The 18,557-nt window shown below is 72.2% G+C and carries 10 protein-coding genes and 1 pseudogene; 6 read left to right on the top strand and 5 right to left on the bottom strand.

Translation table 11 applies throughout. The features are described 5' to 3' along the window. Positions 1-55 precede the first annotated feature (55 nt). From D6270_RS12100 to D6270_RS12075, 6 genes are all read left to right on the top strand, one after another. A complete protein-coding gene (locus D6270_RS12100; RefSeq protein WP_204117218.1) occupies positions 56-1,243 on the top strand; it encodes a CDP-glycerol glycerophosphotransferase family protein in 1,188 nt (395 codons plus the stop codon). Positions 1,244-1,283: 40 nt separating this feature from the next. Beyond that, a complete protein-coding gene (locus D6270_RS12095; RefSeq protein ID WP_109165401.1) occupies positions 1,284-2,090 on the top strand; it encodes a methyltransferase domain-containing protein in 807 nt (268 codons plus the stop codon). Positions 2,091-2,101: 11 nt separating this feature from the next. Further along, the gene (locus tag D6270_RS12090) at positions 2,102-3,001 is read left to right on the top strand and encodes a TylF/MycF/NovP-related O-methyltransferase (RefSeq protein WP_204117130.1); all 900 of its coding nucleotides are present in this window, start codon (positions 2,102-2,104) and stop codon (positions 2,999-3,001) included. 228 nt (positions 3,002-3,229) lie between these two features. Next, positions 3,230-6,754, top strand: coding sequence for a bifunctional glycosyltransferase/CDP-glycerol:glycerophosphate glycerophosphotransferase (locus D6270_RS12085; RefSeq protein ID WP_109165402.1), 3,525 nt, complete (start codon positions 3,230-3,232; stop codon positions 6,752-6,754). Then, positions 6,751-9,606: a bifunctional glycosyltransferase/CDP-glycerol:glycerophosphate glycerophosphotransferase gene (locus D6270_RS12080; RefSeq protein ID WP_109165403.1), complete on the top strand. Its 2,856-nt coding sequence runs from the start codon at positions 6,751-6,753 to the stop codon at positions 9,604-9,606. The genes D6270_RS12085 and D6270_RS12080 overlap by 4 nt, the downstream gene beginning before the upstream one ends. Beyond that, complete coding sequence (locus tag D6270_RS12075; RefSeq protein WP_109165404.1) at positions 9,603-10,745, top strand: glycosyltransferase; 1,143 nt, start codon at positions 9,603-9,605, stop codon at positions 10,743-10,745. Before D6270_RS12080 ends, D6270_RS12075 begins: the two co-directional genes overlap by 4 nt. Positions 10,746-10,804: 59 nt before the next feature. Here the strand turns inward: D6270_RS12075 and D6270_RS12070 are convergent, their stop codons facing one another. The 5 genes and pseudogenes from D6270_RS12070 to D6270_RS12050 form a co-directional block, all read right to left on the bottom strand. Further along, complete coding sequence (locus D6270_RS12070) at positions 10,805-13,042, bottom strand: bifunctional glycosyltransferase/CDP-glycerol:glycerophosphate glycerophosphotransferase (RefSeq protein WP_109165405.1); 2,238 nt, start codon at positions 13,040-13,042, stop codon at positions 10,805-10,807. 193 nt (positions 13,043-13,235) lie between these two features. After that, positions 13,236-14,149: pseudogene (locus D6270_RS12065) on the bottom strand (carbohydrate ABC transporter permease). Beyond that, positions 14,146-15,432: a carbohydrate ABC transporter permease gene (locus tag D6270_RS12060; RefSeq protein ID WP_109167484.1), complete on the bottom strand. Its 1,287-nt coding sequence runs from the start codon at positions 15,430-15,432 to the stop codon at positions 14,146-14,148. Before D6270_RS12060 ends, D6270_RS12065 begins: the two are co-directional and overlap by 4 nt. A 97-nt stretch (positions 15,433-15,529) precedes the next feature. Then, complete coding sequence (locus tag D6270_RS12055; RefSeq protein ID WP_109165407.1) at positions 15,530-16,891, bottom strand: ABC transporter substrate-binding protein; 1,362 nt, start codon at positions 16,889-16,891, stop codon at positions 15,530-15,532. A 357-nt stretch (positions 16,892-17,248) separates the two neighbouring features. After that, complete coding sequence (locus D6270_RS12050; protein ID WP_109165139.1) at positions 17,249-18,457, bottom strand: IS110 family RNA-guided transposase; 1,209 nt, start codon at positions 18,455-18,457, stop codon at positions 17,249-17,251. Between the last annotated feature and the right edge of the window lie 100 nt (positions 18,458-18,557).

Below are 18,557 nucleotides of genomic sequence, written 5' to 3'. Positions count from 1 at the left end.
GCCGGTGCCGCGACTACCCTCGGCTGCCATGCCCTCCAGGCCCACCAGAGCATCCATGAAGCGGTTCGTCCGCAGGCAGGTCATGCGGGCCGCCTACCGCACCGACCTCCACCGCCCCCTCGACCCGAACCTCGCGGTCTACGGGGCCTACTGGAACCGGGGCGTCGCCTGCAACCCCGCCGCCATCCACGCCAAGGCGCGCCAACTCGCCCCGCACATCACGGGCGTGTGGGCCGTCTCCTCCCGGCACCGCGACCGGATGCCCCCGGGTGTGCCGTACGTCATCGAGGGCTCGCGCCCCTACTGGCGGGCGATGGCCACCGCCACGTACCTGGTCAACAACTCCAGCTTCCCCGGCGGCTTCACCAAGCGCCCCGGTCAGCGCTACCTCCAGACCCACCACGGCACCCCGCTCAAGACGATGGGCCTGGACCAGCGCGCCTACCCCGCCCTCGCCCGGAAGGCGGACTTCGCCAAAATCCTTGCGCACGTGGGCCAGTGGGACTTCAGCCTCTCCGCCAACCCGCACAGCACCGATGTCTGGGACCGCGTCTACCCGGCCCCCTCGGACGGACCGGCCTACCAGCACCTCGACCTCGGCTACCCCCGTAACGACGTCTACTTCACCGCCACCGCCGAGGACATCGCGAAGATCCGTGCCGAACTCGGCATCGGCGAAGGGCAGGTCGCCCTCCTCTACGCCCCGACCCACCGCGACTACCGCGAGGGCTTCGCACCCGATCTCGACCCGGAGCACCTGACCCGTGAACTCGGTGAGCGGTACGTGGTGTTGGTGCGCGCCCACTACTTCTACGGCCGGTCCGCAGGCATCCAGGACCCGACCGGCACCGGCCGGGTCCTGGACGTCACCGCACACCCCCGGATCGAAGAACTCTGCCTGGCCGCCGACGCTTTGATCACCGACTACTCGTCCCTGACCTTCGACTACGCCTGCCTGGACCGCCCGATCGTCGTCCACGCCCCCGACTGGGACGCCTACCGGACCACCCGCGGGACCTACTTCGACCTGCTCTCCGGCCGGCTCGGCGACACCCCGGGCACCGTCACCACCACCTCCGACGAGCTGGTCGAGGCGTTCCGTACGGGGGAGTGGCGCTCACCCGCGTCGGCCGCGCTGCGCACCGCGTTCCGGGAGCGGTTCTGCCCGTACGACGACGGGCACGCGGCGGAACGGGTCGTACGGCGGTTCTTCGGCGTCCCCTTTGCCCCACGCGGTCGTTGATTCCGACAGCTCACGTACACAGCGAGGTTGGGAGACGTCCATGCACCGGTCCGCCTACGAACAGATGGAACTCTGCATCAAGGAGTACCTGCCCGTCGAAGGGCCGGGGCAAGGGCAGCGGCAAGTGCCGGCGGAAGGGGCTGCCGACGGGCCCTCGCCGGCCCACGGCACCTACCGGGTCGTCGACCTCGGCTCCCGTATCTCCGGCAAGCAGACCCGCACCCACCGGGCGCTCCTCGCCAGGCACTCCATCGACTACTTCGGCGTCGATGTGCAGGACGGTCCCAACGTGGACGCGGTCATGAAGAAGCCGTACCGCATCCCCGCCCGCTCCAACAGCGCCGATGTCGTGCTCTCCGGGCAGGCGTTCGAGCACATCCCGTTCTTCTGGGCCTCCATGCTGGAGATCGCCCGCGTGCTGAAGCCGGGCGGCCATGCCTTCATCACCGCACCCTCGCGCGGCCATGTCCACGATGCGCAGGACTGCTGGCGCTACTACCCGGACGGGTTCCGGGCCCTCGCCGCTCACTCCCGGCTCGAACTCCGCGAGGCCTACACGGACTTCCCGCCGCGGAAGGGCATCTGGCACGACTACCGGGCCATCGACAAGAAGGCCGCCTACTGGGGCGACTCCGTCGGCGTCTTCCGCAAGCCGCAGCGCTACCCCCGGCTGACGATGTTCGCCGTAAGGGAGTTGGCGGTCTGGTGGGCGAACCGGGTCGGCGGTGTCGACTCCGTCCCGCTGCCCGAGCCCGTCGCGGGGCGCGAGCGGTGCGGGCGCCCGAAGGACCTGCCCGCGCAGACCCCCGCACTCGAACAGAATCCGCCCCGATCAATGGCAGGTTGACGAAAAGTGACATGCGCCACAAACCGCGCGTACTGTCCGGGTCCATGGCTTGGCGCAACGCCGTCAACGGCGTCCTTCAGCAGCTCACCGGATACCAGCTCAGGCGCGTGACGGTGCCCGCCGCCCGTACGGCCCCGGCCGAATCCCTCGCGGCCTCGACCCCCGCCCCGGCGCCCCCGAAGCCGGAGGCGAAGGGGCCCGAGGCGGAGAAGTCCCCCGCGAAGAAGCCCTCCCCGGCCTTCCCGGAGGACTACGACGACGAGGCCAGGGACATCATCCGGGCGGTCAAGCCGTACTCGATGACCTCGCCGGAGCGGCTCAACGCCTTCATCCTCGCCACCCGGTACATCGCCCGGCACGACATCCCGGGCTCCATCGTCGAGTGCGGCGTCTGGCGCGGCGGCTCCATGCAGGCCTGCGCCCGGACCCTGCTCTCCGCCGGGGAGACCGAGCGCGAGCTGTACCTCTTCGACACGTACGAGGGCATGACCCCGCCCACCGCCGAGGACCTGCGGCGCGACGGCCGCCCGGCACAGGAGCTGCTGGACGCCCAGGGCAAGGACCGGCCGATCTGGGCGGTCGCCTCGCTGGAGGACGTGCAGGCCGGGTTCGAGAACGTCCCGTACCCGAAGGAGCGCGTCCACTACGTGCAGGGGCGGGTCGAGGACACGGTCCCGGAGCAGGCGCCCGAGCAGATCGCGATCCTGCGCCTGGACACCGACTGGTACGCCTCCACCAAGCACGAGTTGGAGCACCTCTACTCCCGGCTGGTCAGCGGCGGTGTGCTGCTGATCGACGACTACGGCTACTGGCAGGGATCGCGCCAGGCCGTCGACGAGTTCCTCGACAAGACCGGTGAGCGGCTGTTGCTGCTGCGCATGGACGAGGGCCGCATCGCCGTCAAGCCCTGACCTGCCGGACCTGACCTGCGGCAGGCCCCAGCCCCGTGCCCCTCTCCGGTACGGGGCTCGGCTGTGTCACCGGCGCGCCCCCGTGCGCGTGACCCCGCCCGCTCCGTCACCCGAATGGCTCCCCTCGGGTGACCGGGCCCGGGGGCGCGGGTTGTACACCGTGGCTCCCTCATACCCCTCGATGGTCATCTCCCCGATGTCGTCCGCCCGGAAGGATCGTGCGCTGCGATGGCACCCCGTCTCACCGTCGTCGTCCCCCTCTACAACGTCGAGGAGTACCTCGGTGCCTGCTTGACCTCGCTCGCCGAACAGACCATGGCGGACCTGGAGGTCGTCCTCGTCGACGACGGCTCCACCGACAACGGGCCCGTCGTGGCAGCGGAGTTCGCCGACAGCGACCCCCGCTTCCGGCTGATCCGGCAGCAGAACGCCGGGCTCGGCGCGGCCCGTAACGCCGGTGTGCGCGAGGCGGACCCCGCCGCGGAGTTCCTCACGTTCGTCGACAGCGACGACATCGTCCCTCCGGGCGCGTACGAGCGCATGCTCGCCGAACTCGACACCTCAGGCTCCGACTTCGCGACCGGCAACGTACTGCGGCTGCGGGCGAACGGGGCGCTGGAACAGTCCCCGATGTTCCGCAAGCCGATGGAGAAGGCCCGGCCGGCCACCCACGTCACCCGCGACTGGATCCTGCTGGGCGACCGCATCGCCTGCAACAAGGTGTTCCGCCGCACCTTCTGGGACGAGCACGCCTTCGCCTTCCCGACGGGCGTGCTCTACGAGGACATCGCCGTCGTCCTGCCCGCCCACTTCCTGGCCCGCTCGGTCGACGTCGTCGAGGAGCCCGTCTACCACTGGCGCGACCGCGACGGGTCGATCACCACCCGCCGGGCCGTCCCCCAGGGCATCCGCGACCGGGTCACCGCCGTCACCACCGTCAGCGACTTCCTCGCCGGCCGCCCCGGCCTGGCCGAGGCCAGGCGGCGCTACGACGCGCACGTGCTCTCCGGCGACCTGTGGCTGTTCATCGAGGCGCTGCCGGAGGGGGACGAGGAGTTCCACGAGGCCTTCCTCGATCACGCGGGGGCCTTCGCCGCCACCGTCGATCCGGCCGTCTTCGCCGGCCTGCCGCTGGATCTGCGGGTCAAGTGGCAGCTGATCCGCGAGCGCCGGATCGCCGAACTCCTCGCGCTGCTCGGCGAGGAGAAGGGCGACCGCGACGCCTTCCACGTACGCGGCCTCCTCCGTCCCCGCGCCCACCACCCCGCCGTCCGCGACCCGCTGCCGCCCGCCGCGACCGCGCTCACCCCCGCCGACCTCCCCGTGCACGCCCACCTCACCGAGGCCGTGTGGCGGGACGGGCTGCTGCGGCTGACCGGGTACGCCTACGTACGCAACGCCCCCGGCGGGCCGCCCCGGCTCGGCTGGCTGCGGTCCGGGAAGCGGCTGGTCCCGCTGCGCCTGCGGTCCACCGACGGCACCGGTGGCGACGAGGCGACCGCCCGCTCCGGACGCTCCCTGCACCGGTACGCGCACGCCGGGTTCGAGGCGGTCATCGACCCGCGCGCCATCGCCACCAAGAGCAAGAGCAAGAGCATGGGCAAGGCCGGGCGTACGACATGGAAGCTGGAGTCCGTCCTGTTCGGCGCGGGCCGCCTCCGCCGGGGCCCGATGCGGCTCACCGGCACCCCGGCCCCGCCCGCCGCCCTGTACACGGACGAGCGGACCCGGGTCGTCCCCGTCCTCTCCGGCAACAAGCTGGAGCTGCGCACCGAGCGGATCGCGGCCCTCCTGACCGGCCACTCGGTCACCGACGGCTCCCTCCACCTGGAGGTGAAGGTCCTCGACGACGACGGGCCGGTGGCTCTGCGGCTGACCGAGTGGCGCACCAAGGACATCCAGGAGTTCGCGCTGCGCGGCTCCCTGGGGTCCCGTGCCGCCGAGATCCCGCTCAGTGCGTTCCGTGGCAGGGACGAGGTCTGGGGCGTACAACTGGTGGGCGGAAAAGACCGGTTGACCGTGGCCGCCCGGACGGACGCCGAGGACGGCCGCTTCCCGCTCCCCGGCGGACGCGAGCTGTACGCGGCCCCGAACCCGTCCGGCGACCTCGTCCTCACCGACCGGGCCGTACAGCCCGTCGTCACCTCCGCGGCGTGGGCCGAGGGCGGGGAGCTGGTCCTCGAAGGGGCGTTTCCGGAGCCGTCCGGGACCATCGGCGAGCTGATCCTGCGGCACAGCGGCCACCATGAAGAGGCTGTTCTCGCGTGTGAGCTGGAGGAGGGGGGCGGCTTCCGGGCGGTCGTCAGCCCCGCCGCCGTCGATGGTCCCGGCGGGCCGCTGCCGCCGGCCGAGGGGCGCTGGTACCTCTTCCTCCGTGAGCCGGGCGAACGCGACCCCGACGCGTACCGGCCCCTGCGCCTGGCCACCCAGCTCCACGCGGACCTGCCGCTTCAACGGGAGCTGAGCGGCAGGACGTTCACCCTCCAGCGCCGCCACCACGACCGGCTCGTCCTGGAGTCCGGCAGCGCCCTCCCGGTCGGCGAACAGGGACCGTATGGGCAGCGCGTCCAGCGCGAGCGGTACGCCGGACTCCGCGCCGCCGACCGTGGCCAACTGCGCCCGGCCGCCCTCTACTCCAGCTTCGACGGCCGCCAGCACTCCGACTCGCCCCGCGCGATCCACCGCGAACTGGCCGCCCGCGCACCGGACATCGAACACCTCTGGGTCGTCCGCGACCAGCAGGCGGCCGTGCCCGAGGGCGTCCGCGCCATCGCCCTGCACAGCGCCGAGTGGTACGAGGCGCTCGCCCGGAGCCGCTGGGTCGTCACCAACACCCATCTGCCGCAGTGGTTCGAGCGGGCCGAGGGGCAGTGCGTCGTCCAGACCTGGCACGGCACCCCGCTCAAGCGCATCGGCCGGGACCTCGCGGGCACCCCGCACGCGGACGCCGCCTACATGGCCTCCATGGAGCACCGGTCCGCCCAGTGGAGCCTGCTCGTCTCCCCGAACAGCTTCTCCACCCCGGTCCTGCGCCGCGCCTTCGGCTACTCGGGCGAGGTGCTGGAGTGCGGCTACCCGCGCAACGACCTGCTGTACGCGCCCGACCGGGCCAAGGTCGCCACCGCCGTACGGGAGCGGCTCGCGATCCCCGAGGGGCGGCGGGTGATCCTGTATGCCCCCACCTGGCGCGAGGACCGGCCACGGCGGGCCGGGCGGTACGACGCCGACCTCCAACTCGACCTGGACCAGGCCCGCGAGGCCCTCGGCGGTGACCGTGTCCTCCTGGTGCGCCGCCACTACCTGGTCGGCGGCAGCGTCCCCGACACCGACTTCGTCCGGGACGTCTCGCGCCACCCGGACGTCGCCGAACTGCTGCTGATCAGCGATGTCCTGGTCACCGACTACTCCTCGATCATGTTCGACTTCGCGCAGACCGGCCGCCCGATGCTCTTCCACACCCACGACCTGGCGCACTACCGGGACACCCTGCGCGGCTTCTGCTTCGACTTCGAGCACCGCGCCCCCGGGCCCCTGATCCCCGACTCCGCCGGTGTCGTGGCCGCCCTGCGCGATCCGGAGGCCGCCGTCGCCGGGCACGCGGGGGCGTACGAGCGGTTCCGGGAGGCGTTCTGCGATCTGGACGACGGGAGCGCGGCGGCGCGGGTAGTCGACCGGATGCTCAAGGAGGGCCCGGGGCCCGAGGGCGAGTCCCGGACCGAAGACGCCTCGGGGGCCGAGGGGGTGCAGGCATGACCGACTTCAGCTGTGTGATCACCGGCGGCGGGGAGAGCGGCGAAGGCCCGGGCGACGCCGACGCCCTGCGCGCCTCCGTCGCCTCCGTCCTCGGCCAGTCGCTGCGCGGCTCCGAGGCCGTCGTCGTCCTCGCCTCCGGCACCGACGCGATCCTCCGCACCGCCGCCCGTACCCTCGCCGACTCCGCCCCCGACCGGGTCCGTCTGATCCACGCCGACCCGGCCGTCCGCACCACCGGCGCCCTGCGCAACGCGGGCCTCGACGCGGCGGCCGGCCGGTACGTCCTCGTCCTCACCCCCGGTGAGCGCCTCCACCGCCACGCCTGCCGCAACCTCTGGCAGGCGGGTGAGCGCAGCCGCGCCGACCTGGTGGCCGGGCGGTGGAGCCGGGCCGTGGGCGAGGGCGGCAAGGAGCAGGAGCCGCCGTGGCAGGACGAGCTGTACGCCCGCTCCCGTACCGTCCCGCGTTTCACCGACGCGCCCCAACTCGTGGTCAGGGACGCCCTGGTGACCGGGTTCTGTCTGCGCCGCGAGGCTGCCCGGCGCCATGGGCTGCGGTACGAGGAGGACCTGGCGCACGGCGAGATCCTGTTCGGCCCGCTGGCCGCCGCAGCCGTGGGCCGGATCACCCTCGTCCGGCGGCTGATCGTGACCGGCCGGGCCGTCCCCGACCGGGCCCGCGACCTCACCGCCCTGGTGGAGGCCCACCGCCGGGTCGCCAACACCCTCGACGCGCAAGGACTTCCGGCGCTGAGCGAGGAGCGGGAGCGGGCCTTCGTGCGCGACCACCTGGTGCCGCTGGCCCGCGCCTTCCCCCGGCTCCCCGCCGCCCGCCGCACCCGGACCGCCGCCACGGCCGCCCGCGTCCTGACCGCGCCCGTGCCGGACGGACTGCCGCCGCTGGAGCGGGTCGCGGCCACTCTGCTGGCCCGGGGCGACGCGGAGGGCGTCCTGACGGCGGCGTACGCGCTGAGCCGTCCCGCGACCGTCTGCGCCCCGGTCGTCGGGGGCGAGGACGGGCGGGTGGAGTGGGACGACCGCTGTCCTGTGGACGTCAGCGAACTGGGGCACCGGTACCGGGTGTTCGGTGAGGCCCGGCTGATGAACAGGCTCACCCGCTGCACCGCCGAGGAGGGCAGGCTGCTGCTGGAGGGCCGCCTCGTGCTGCCCCCGCACGGCGCCCCGGACACCCCCTTCACCGCCACCCTGGAGTTCCGGGCCCGGGGCGGGGCGCGCGCCGTCGCGTTCCCGGTGGACGACGTCTGCCGCGACGGGAACGGGATCACTTGGGGGGCGCGCGCCGATGTCACCCGCCTCCTGCGCCCCGTCGGCATCCGCGACACGGCCTGGGACGCGCGGCTGATCGTGGCGGCGGGAGGGGTCCGGTCCGTCAGTGATCTCTTCGGCCCGCAGGACGTGGTGGGGGGCGCGGTCCGGTTCGCCGCCCGGCCCCGGCTCGGGCGGCTCGCCGGGGACACCTGGGAGCCCTACATCACCCTCAAGGACCACCTGGCCCTCCGCCTCACCGCCCGCCGCAGCCCGGCCCGGACCGCCCACCGCCTGGTCCGCTACGCCACCCACTTCCGCCCCGCCCGCCAGGCCAGGCTCCTCACCCGCGCCCTGCGCAGGCGGCTGGACCGCTACCGCTCCCGGTCCTTCAAGGCGACCGCCTACAACGCCTGGCTCACCCGGCTCCCCGTCCGCCGGGGTTCCGTCGTCTTCGAGAGCCACATGGGCCGCTGCTACGGCGACAGCCCGCGCGCCCTCCACGAGGAGATCCGCCGCCAGGGGCTGAGGCTCCGCTCCACCTGGTCCTACGACACCTCCCCGGACGGCTTCCCGGCCGACGCCCGCCTCGTACGCCGCTGGTCCTGGCGGTACCTCTGGGCGCTGGCCCGCGCCGAGTTCTGGGTCGACAACCAGGGCTTCCCGCAACACCTGCGCAAGCCCGCCCGCACCACCTACCTCCAGACCTGGCACGGCTCGGCGTACAAGAGGATGGGCTTCGACGAGACCCGCGTACGCCTTCAGAACGCCCCCCAGCGCGAACGCCTCCAGCAGGCCGTCCACCGCTTCGACCACTTCCTCGTCCGCTCCGAGCACGACGTGAACACCCTCGCCCGCGCCTACCGCCTCCCCGAGGAGCGGCTGCTGCGCACCGGCTACCCGCGCAACGACGCCCTGGCCGCCGAGCGCACCCGGGCCGAGAGCGAGGGCCGGCTGCCACGGCCGCCGCTGGCCGGGGCGCTGGGGCTGGACGACCACAAGAAGGTGGTGCTGTACGCGCCGACGTTCCGGGGCGGCCCGGCGGCGGGCGGAAAGCAGACCAGGCGCCGACTCCTGCTGGACGTCAGGGAGTTCGCCGAACGGTTCGGGGACACGCACACCCTCCTCGTCCGGGCGCACTACCTGGAGGCCGCCCGGCTCCCCGTCTGCCCGCCCGGCACGGTGATCGACGTCTCGCGCCACCACGACGTCAGCGAGATCCTCGCCCTGGCCGACGTCCTGGTCACCGACTACTCCTCGATCATGTTCGACTTCGCGCTGCTGGACCGGCCCGTCGTCCTGTACGCCCCCGACCTCGACACGTACGCCGCCGAGCGCGGCAGCTACTTCGACCTGCGGGAGAGGGCACCGGGCCCGGTGACCGCGACACAGGAGGAACTCTTCGCGGAGATCGCCGAGTTGAAGAAGTCCGACATCCGGCACGCCTCCCATCGGGCCGCTTTCGCCGCGGAGTTCGGCGCCTACGACCGGGGGGACGCGGCCCGCCAGGTCGTCGCCGCGGTGTTCGCCCGGCAGGGCGCCTCCCGTACCACCGACCACCACCACCGCCCGGGGGCCGGCCGATGAGCCGTGACATCTTCATCGTCTCCAACAGCACCGACGAACTCGGCGGTGTCACCGCCTGGATGCACCAGACCGCCCGCCTCTTCACCGAGCAGGGCCACCGCGTCCACACCGTCGGCATCCACGCCTCCGACCGGAAGATGGCCCTGCCCGCCCGGCCCGGCCACCCCGTCACCGCCCTCTACCCGGCCCACCCGCCGACCCCCTGGGCCCCCCAGGGCATCCGCGACCGCTTCCGCATCCCCACCCGGCGCCGGGAGGCGGCCCGGGCCGCGGCGAAGCGGCGGGCGGTCGAGCACCTCTCCGAACTCTTCGCCACCGCACGGCCCGGCGCGGTCGTCGTCGTCACCCAGGTCTGGGCGATGGAGTGGGTGGGGGAGGCCGACACCACCGGGCTGCGGACCATCGGGATGAGTCACGAGTCCTACGACTACTCCCGCGCGAGTCACCGCTACCGCTGGATCAGGAACCACTACAAGGACATCGACCACTGGCTCGTCCTCACCGAGGAGGACGCCGACCGGTGGGCGGGCGACGGCTTCGACAACGTCGGCTTCCTCCCCAACGCCCTCGCCCTCCTGCCCCTCGTGCCCTCGCCGCGCACCGCGAGGACCGTGGCGAGCATCGGCCGTCTCACCGACCAGAAGGGCATCGACCTGCTCCTCGACACCTGGGCCCTGGTCGCCCCGCAGCGCCCCGACTGGCGGCTGCGTGTGTACGGGACGGGCGAGGACGAGGCCGCGCTGAGGGAGCGGTGCACCGGGCTGGGCCTGGACGGGTCCGTGGAGTGGATGGGCCGCACGGACGACGTGGAGGGGGCCCTCGCGGACGCCTCCGTCTTCGTCCAGTCCTCCCGGGGCGAGGGCTTCCCGCTCGCCCTCCTGGAGGCGATGGCGAGCGGGGTTCCGTGTGCCGCGTTCGACTGCGCCCCCGGGGTCCGCGAGATCGTCCGGGACGGCGAGGACGGGCTCCTCGCCCCCGCCGGGGACACCGCCGCCCTCGCCGACCGGCTCCTCCGGCTGACCGGCAACCCCCGGCTGCGCGACGCGCTGGGCGACCGGGCCCGGTCCGGGGTCCAGCGGTTCTCCGAGCGGGAGGTGGCGCGGCGCTGGGAGGAGCTGTTCGCGTTCCTGGAGCGGTGAGGCCGGGTGGACGGCGCCGTCGGTGGGCGCGGGGCCGGACCCGAGCGCGGGGCGCCGGTTCAGCCCTGCGCGGCCCGGGCCCCCGCCGGATGCTGCTGCGCCGGGACGGCCGCCCGCCGGGCCGAAGGCGGCACGGGCAGCGGCAGCCCGTCCGTCTCGCCGAGGAAGACCCGCCGCACCACCCGCTCGGCCGCGTTCCCGTCGTCGTACGGACAGAACCGGGCGCGGAACGCCGCCCGCAGCTGCGCCGAGCGCGAGCCCCGCCAGTGGTCGGTGGCGAAGATGTCGAACAGGTCGTCCTGGCTGCGCGCGACGACGCCGGGCGGGAACGCCGTGATGTCGAAGTAGGTCCCCCGGGCCGCCTCGTACGCCTCGATGTCGTCCAGATGCAGGACCACCGGACGGTCCAGGTTGGCGTAGTCGAACATCAGCGACGAGTAGTCCGTGATCAGCGCGTCCGAGGCGAGCGCCAGCGCCTCCGGCGAGGGATGCCCGGTGACGTCGATGATCCGGGGATGCGCCGTCGTACGCGTACGGTCGCCACCGCGCTGGTGGCCATGAGGTGCGCGTTCCAGGATCACGAACTGCGGTCCCAGCACCCGGACCAGCCGCTCCAGATCCAGCGTGGGCCGCTGGACGCGCCGGTAGTCGCGGTGCGTGGGGGCGTGCAGGAGGGCCGTGGCGCCCGCCGGGATGCCGAGCGTCTCGCGGAGCCGGGCCACGTCGGCGGGGTCGGCGCGGTGGTAGACGTCGGTGCGCGGGGAGCCATGTTCGAGCGTCGTGTACGCGGACGGGTAGGCCCGCTCCCGTACGAGCGTGGAGTGCGGGTTGGCGGAGAGCGCGAAGTCCCACTTGTCGACGTCGCGCAGCAGCTGCTCGAAGTCGGTGGACCGGGCGGCGGCCGGGCGGTCCAGGAGGTCGGTGCCGATGGTCTTGAGGGGGGTGCCGCGGTGGGTCTGGAGGAGGACTTGGCCGCGCCGCTTCACCAGCCGCCGGTCGAAGGCGGTGTCGTTCACGAGGTAGGTGGAGCGGGCGAGGGCGCTCCAGTACGCGAAGGAGCCCGGCGTCAGGGCGCGGGTGGCGGGCGGCAGGGTGGGGGCGTCGAGGGGGCGGCAGATCCACCCGGTCCGCAGCCCCGGGACCAGCTCGCGCGCCTTCGCCTCGATCGCGGCCGGGCTGCCCGCGTACCCTCCGCCCCCGCAGGCGGCGAACACCGCGTCCCGGGGGCGCAGCGGCAGCCGCAGCTGGACCCGGTAGTGCGCCTGGAGCGCCGCGCCCCGCACCACCCGGCGCAGGGCGGCGACGCCCCGCCGCAGCCCGTCGCCGATCCGCCGGCCCGCCGCCAGGGCCCGGTAGGTGCGGCGGGCGCCCAGGTGCAGCAGCCCGTGGCGGAGCAGGGCGCGGCGGGGGACCGGGGCACCGGGGGTGGCGTAGCGGCGGCAGGAGGCGGAGGCCCGGCGGAAGAAGGCGGCGCGGCGGGGGTGGGGGAGCCGGTCCCGGGAGGCGTACACGGCGCAGAAGTGGTCCAGCATCCGGCGGAACAACACGGGTCGCCACACGGAGAGTTCGGGGCGCGCGTCGAGGAACGCGAAGACCCGGTCGTACTGCTCGAAGATGTCGAAGTGCTTCTCGCTGGTGGTGGAGAGGATGTTGCCGCGCCGCCGCTGCCGGTAGGAGACGCAGACCGCGTCCAGGACCGCGATCGACCCGGCCGACATCAGCACCGGATAGGTCCAGGGGGTGTCCTCGTAGTAGCCGGGCGGGAAGGTGAACCCCTCGGCCTCGACGAACGCACGGCGGTACGCCTTGTTCCAGACGACCATGAGGAGGTGGAGCAGCTCGGGGCGGTCGGCCAGCCGGAAGGAGGCGGGGCCGCGCTCGTCGAGGCGGTCCGCGAGGACGTTGCGTACGCTCCGGCCCGACCAGTACGTCCGCGCGTAGTCGTACATCAGGACGTCGGGGTCGCCGGTCGCCCCGAGCCGGTCGGCGATGGTCCGCAGCGCCTCGGGGAGGAGGGTGTCGTCGCCGTCCAGAAAGATCAGGTAGTCGCCGGTGGCCCGCTCCATCCCGGCGTTACGGGCGGGCCCCAGGCCGGAGTTGGCGGGGAGGTGGAGCGCGGTGAAGCGGGGGTCCCGGCGGGCGTACTCGTCGGCGATCGGGCCGCAGGCGTCCGGGGAGCAGTCGTCGACCACGACGACCTCGAAGTCCTTGAAGGACTGGCTCAGCACGGAATCCAGACACGCGTGCAGATACGCCTGGACCCGGAATGCGGGCACGATGACAGTGAACCGGGGCACTACACATCCATGGGTCGTTCGCGGGAACCAGGTGGCCCGCAAACGTCGGATGGAATGACAGGGTTACGCCGGACGTGGCATTCGGGCGAAGCGCACGGCGAAGCGGCCCGGTTCCGGGGAACCGGACCGCTTCCGGTTGACGTACGGCTGTGCGGTGGTGTCGTACGCAGGGGCAGGCGCACGCGTTACGGGGTCACTTGACCGCCCCCGCCATGACGCCGGACACGAACTGCCGCTGGAAGGCGAAGAACACCACCAGCGGGATCACCATCGACACGAAGGCGCCCGGCGCCAGGACGTCGATGTTGTTGCCGAACTGGCGTACCTGCTGCTGGAGCGCCACGGTGATCGGCGGCGAGTCGGAGCTCGCGAAGATCAGCGCCACCAGCATGTCGTTCCACACCCACAGGAACTGGAAGATCCCGAGCGAGGCGATCGCCGGACCGCCCAGCGGCATCACGACCCGGGTGAAGAGACGGATCTCGCCCGCCCCGTCCAGCCGTGCGGCCTCCAGCAGTTCGCGCGGGATCTCCGCGAAGAAGTTCCGCAGCAGGAAGATCGCGAACGGCAGCCCGAAGGCCGTGTGGAAGAGGACCACCCCGAGCGTCGTCTCGAAGATCCCGATGGTGCCGAAGAGTTCGGAGACCGGGATCAGCGCGACCTGCACGGGGACCACCAGCAACCCGACGACCAGCAGGAACCACCAGTCGCGGCCGGGGAAGTCCATCCAGGCGAAGGCGTACCCGGCGAGCGAACCGATCACCACCACCAGGACGGTGGACGGCACGGTGATCATGACCGTGCTGACCAGGGAGCCGGTGATCGTCGAATTGTCCAGCAGCCGCTGGTAGTTGTCGAAGGTCAGCTCGGAGGGGCGGTGAAGATCTTCCACCAGCCGGTGGCCGCGATGTTCTCGGGGCCGCGGAGCGAGGAGAGGAACAGGCCGATCGTCGGCATGATCCAGAACAGGGCGACCAGGATCAGGAAGACCCGCATCGCCCCGCCGCCCAGGCGCGCCGCGATCCGGGCGCCGAGGGACTGCTCGGCCTTGAGCTTCGGGGGCGTGCTCGGTGGTGAACTCGCAGGTGTGGTCGGGGGTGTACTCATCGCCGTGCCTCCTTCCTCATCCGCCGGATGTTGAACAGCATCACCGGCAACACCAGCAGCAGCAGAAGCACCGCGATGGCGCTGCCGATACCCAGGTCGGCGTCCGTGCCGAACGAGGACCGGTACAACTGGAGGGCCAGGACGTTGGCGTCGTCCTGGGACGAGCCCGGCGCGATGATGAAGACCAGGTCGAAGACCTTCAACACGTTGATCATCAGCGTCACCAGCACCACCGCCAGGACCGGGGCCAGCATCGGCACGGTGATCCTCCGGAACACCTGCCACTCGTTGGCGCCGTCCACCCGGGCCGCCTCCAGCAGCTCGCGTGGCAGGCCGGCCAGACCGGCCGCGATCAGCACCATCGCGAACCCGGCCCACATCCACACGTAACTCCCGATGATCGCGGGGGTCACCAGGGACGGGCCGAGCCAGTCGACGCCGTTGTACGGCTCGCGGAAGTTGTCGGCGGGCAGCCGCAGTTGGGCGCCGTCCGCCGACGCGGGCAGGGTGAACACCCCGTCGGCCCCGGCGGTCGCCGTGGCGACGACCCTGCCGTCCCTGACCGCCTCGATCTTCAGGCCCTTCAGGCCCAGCTCCTCCGGGTCGACGACATTGGGTTTCCCGCCGCCGCCCCGGGTGAAGTCCAGCCAGGCGGTGCCGGTGATCTCGTCACCCTTCGCCGCCGGGGCCGCCTTCGCCGGGCGGGCGTCGCCCGGCATCTTGCCCGGGGCCACGCCGACCAGCGGCACCTGGACGCTCTCCCCCGCCCGTACCGGCTCCTTGGAGACGAACGACCCGCCCGCACCCTTCTCCAGCGGGTGCACGGGCAGCGGACGCGCCTTGGGGTAGCCGGCCGACTCGTTGAACGTGTCGTGCACGCCCACCGCGACGGCGTTGGCCACCCCGCGCTCGGGCGCCTGGTCGTAGACGAGGCGGAAGATGATCCCCGCTGCCAGCATCGAGATCGCCATCGGCATGAAGACGATCAGCTTGAACGCCGTGCCCCAGCGGATCCGTTCGGTGAGCACCGCGAAGATCAGGCCGAGCGCGGTGGCGACGGTCGGGGCGAACACCACCCAGATCGCGTTGTTCTTCACCGCGGTGAGGATCGTGTCGTCGGTGAACAGCGCCGTGTAGTTGTCGATCCCGGCGAAGCTGGTGCCCGCCTGGTCGAAGAACGACCGGTAGACCGAGTAGCCGATCGGATAGAGCACCAGGGCGCCGAGCAGCACCAGCGCGGGCAGCAGGAACGCCGCCGCGATGACCCTGCGGGTGCCGGTCACACCTCTGCCGCCGGGCTTCGGTGACGGGCGCTGGTCCGTGTCTGCGGAGGCGGAGGACGCCGGACCGGCGCCCTCCGCGTTCGTGGTGGCCACCGCGTCAGCTCTTGTACGCCTTGGCCGCTTCGGACTCCAGCTTCTGCTGGGCCCCAGCGATGTCCTTCGTGTTCTTCAGGAAGTCCTGGAGGATCTTCCACTCACCCTTGCCGGGCGTCCCGCCGAACGACTGCGGGGCCTGGTCGGACATGTCGAAGCGGACGTCGTCACCGGCCGCGACGAGCGCCTCGGCCATCGTGCGCTGCACGTCGTTCGGGTACGCGGCCACGTCCAGGGACTTGTTCGGCGAGATGAACCCGCCCGCCTCGGCCCAGATCTTCGCCGCGTCCGCCGACGCCAGCCAGGTCAGCAGCGCCTGGGCGCCCTTGGAGTCCTTCAGCGCCACGGCCGCGTCGCCACCGGTCACCACGGGGGAGTCCGAGCCGACCGCCGGGAACGGGAAGACCTTGGCGTCCGTACCGATCTTCGCCTCGGTCTGCGCGATGTTGATGGAGACGAAGTCGCCCTCGAAGACCATGGCGCCCTTGGGCTGGTCGCCGCCGGTGAACGTCTGGGTCACCGAGGTCGGGAACTCCGTCTGGAGCGCCCCGTCCGCGCCGCCCGCGATCAGCTCCGGCTTCCCGAACAGCTCGGCCAGCGTGGTCAGCGCGTCCTTGACGGAGGGGTCGGTCCACGGGATCTCGTGCTTCGCGAGCTGGTCGTACTTCTCCGGGCCCGCCTGGGAGAGGTAGACGTTCTCGAACCAGTCGGTGAGTGTCCAGCCGTCGGCGCCCGCGACGGAGACCGGGGTGACACCGGAGGCGGAGATGGTCTCCGCGGTGGTGATGAAGTCCTTCCAGGTCTTCGGCTCACTCGCGCCCGCGTTGTCGAACGCCGCCGCGTTGTACCAGATCAGGGACTTGTTGGCGGCCTTGAAGTACACGCCGTACTGGGTGCCGTCCACCGCCCCGAGGTCCTGCCAGACCTTGGCGTAGTTCTTCGTCAGCTGGGCCTTCGCCTCGTCGCCGACCGGCTTGGCCCACTTCTTGGCCACCGCCTGCTGGATGGCGCCGACCTGCGGGATCATCGCGACGTCCGGGGGCTGGCCACCCGCGATCTTCGTACCGAGGAAGTTGACGATCGGGTCCTGGGCCGGGACGAAGGTGACCTTCGCGCCCGTACGCTTCTCGAACTCGCCCAGCACCTTGGTGAAGTTGGCCTGCTCGGGTCCAGTCCAGACCGCGGCCACGGAGATGTTCTCCCCGTCCAGCTTCGGCAGGGTGACGGTGGGGGCGCTGTCGGTGCCCTTGTCCGTCCCGTCGCCCGACTTCTTCGACCCGCCGCCGTCCCCGCAGCCGGTCAGCGCCAGAGCGCCGACCGCCGTGAGGACGAGCGCGGCCCTGCGTATGGAAAGGGTTGTACGCATTCCTGCCCCGTCTCTTCCGTACGCGCCCGACCACGTTGTCGTCGCCCGGGCTGCGTCGTCCGTGCGCACAGTCCTACGCCCGGGGCACGGGCCCCGCAATACCGCCGTCGGGGCCAACACGGTGATCGTGATGGCCTCGTGACGTCACATCAGCCGATGCCGGGTAATGCGGCGGAATGAGGTGAGGAACGGGCGGGCAGGGACAGGAGTGCCAGGTCGGGCACGCGGTTCGGGGCGGTGGCGGCCGACGGGGTCGGGGCTCGTCATGGCCGGTGGTCCGTGGCCTCGCGTGGGGGGGGGGGGGGGGGGGGGGGGGGGGGGGGGGTGCCTCTATGTCCTTCGTCAAGCCCGAGGTGGTCATGCGGCGGCTACCTCGGGCTGGCGTGCCTCGTAGAAGGTGCCGTCCCGGAGCATGGCGAACAGGACGCTGATGCGGTGGCGGGCGAGGCGGAGGAGGGCCTGGGTGTGGGTTTTGCCGCGGGCTCGGCAGCGGTCGTAGTAGGTGCGGGATGCGGGGTCGTGCAGGGCGGCGAACGCGGAGAGGAACATGGCGCGTTTGAGCTGCCGGTTTCCGCTTCTGGGTGCGTGTTCGCCGTGGATCGAGGTCCCGGACGACTTGGTTGCCGGTGCGAGGCCGGCGTAGGAGGCCAGGTGGGCGGCGCTCGGGAACGAACTGCCGTCGCCGACGGTGACCAGGAGGACTGCGGCGGTCCTGACGCCGACGCCGGGCAGCGACGTCAGGACCTGGGAAAGAGGGTGGGCCTCCAGCAGTTCGTTGATCTGGGCTTCCAGGGCCCGGCGTTGTTCGTGGACGGCCGCGAGCGAGCGGGCCAGGGACGGGATGACCACGTCGAGGGTTGCGGTGCCGGGGACGACGACGGTCTGTTCGTCGAGCGCGTCGAAGACGTCGTCGATGAGCCGCTGTGCCATGCGCGGGGCCTTCGGGCGGATCAGCTCGACAAGTCTGCGGCGGCCGGCTTTCCGCAGGGCGGCCGGGGATCCGTGGCGTTCCAGCAGCCAGGTGACGGCCTGGTGGTCCAGGCGTGGTCCGAGGACTCGTTCCAGGCTGGGATGGAACTGGGTGAGCAGGCCGCGTATCCGGTTGGAGGTGCGGGTGGCTTCGGCGGCGAGGTCCTGGTCGAAGCCCACGAGCACGGTGAGCTCGGCGGTGATCTCGTCGGTGAGTTCCAGTGAGCGCAGTGTGCGGGGCATGGTGCGGGCGGCGTCCGCGATCACCGCGGCGTCCTTCGCGTCGGTCTTGGCCTCGCCGGGGTAGAGGTCGGCGATCCGCCGCATCGCCAGTCCGGGCAGGTAGGCGACGTGGCAGCCCGCGTCGCGGGCCACCGCGAGCGGGAGGGCGCCGATCGAGGCGGGCTGGTCCACGACCACGAGGACGGTGCCGAACTTGTCGCGGAGCTTGTCGAAGACGGCCCGCAGTTTAGGCTCGCTGTTCGGCAGCGGCTTGTCGAAGACCTTCTTACCGGCCGGGGTCAGTCCATGGCCGTGATGAGCGGTCTTGCCGACATCCAGGCCCAGGAAGACGCCTACGCCGCTGGTGTCGATCATCGTGCCCCCACTTGCTCGATACCCGTGCTGGCCTGGGCGTCGGGGCCGTTCTCGCGCATCCACGTTATGCAGACCTGCCGCCCGTAAGCGGCCGGGCATT

Origin of the sequence: Streptomyces griseus subsp. griseus (genome assembly GCF_003610995.1) — a bacterium.
Taxonomy (GTDB): domain Bacteria; phylum Actinomycetota; class Actinomycetes; order Streptomycetales; family Streptomycetaceae; genus Streptomyces.
The sequence above is the reverse complement of the archived record's forward strand: the minus strand, read 5'-3'. Positions and strand labels throughout refer to the sequence as shown.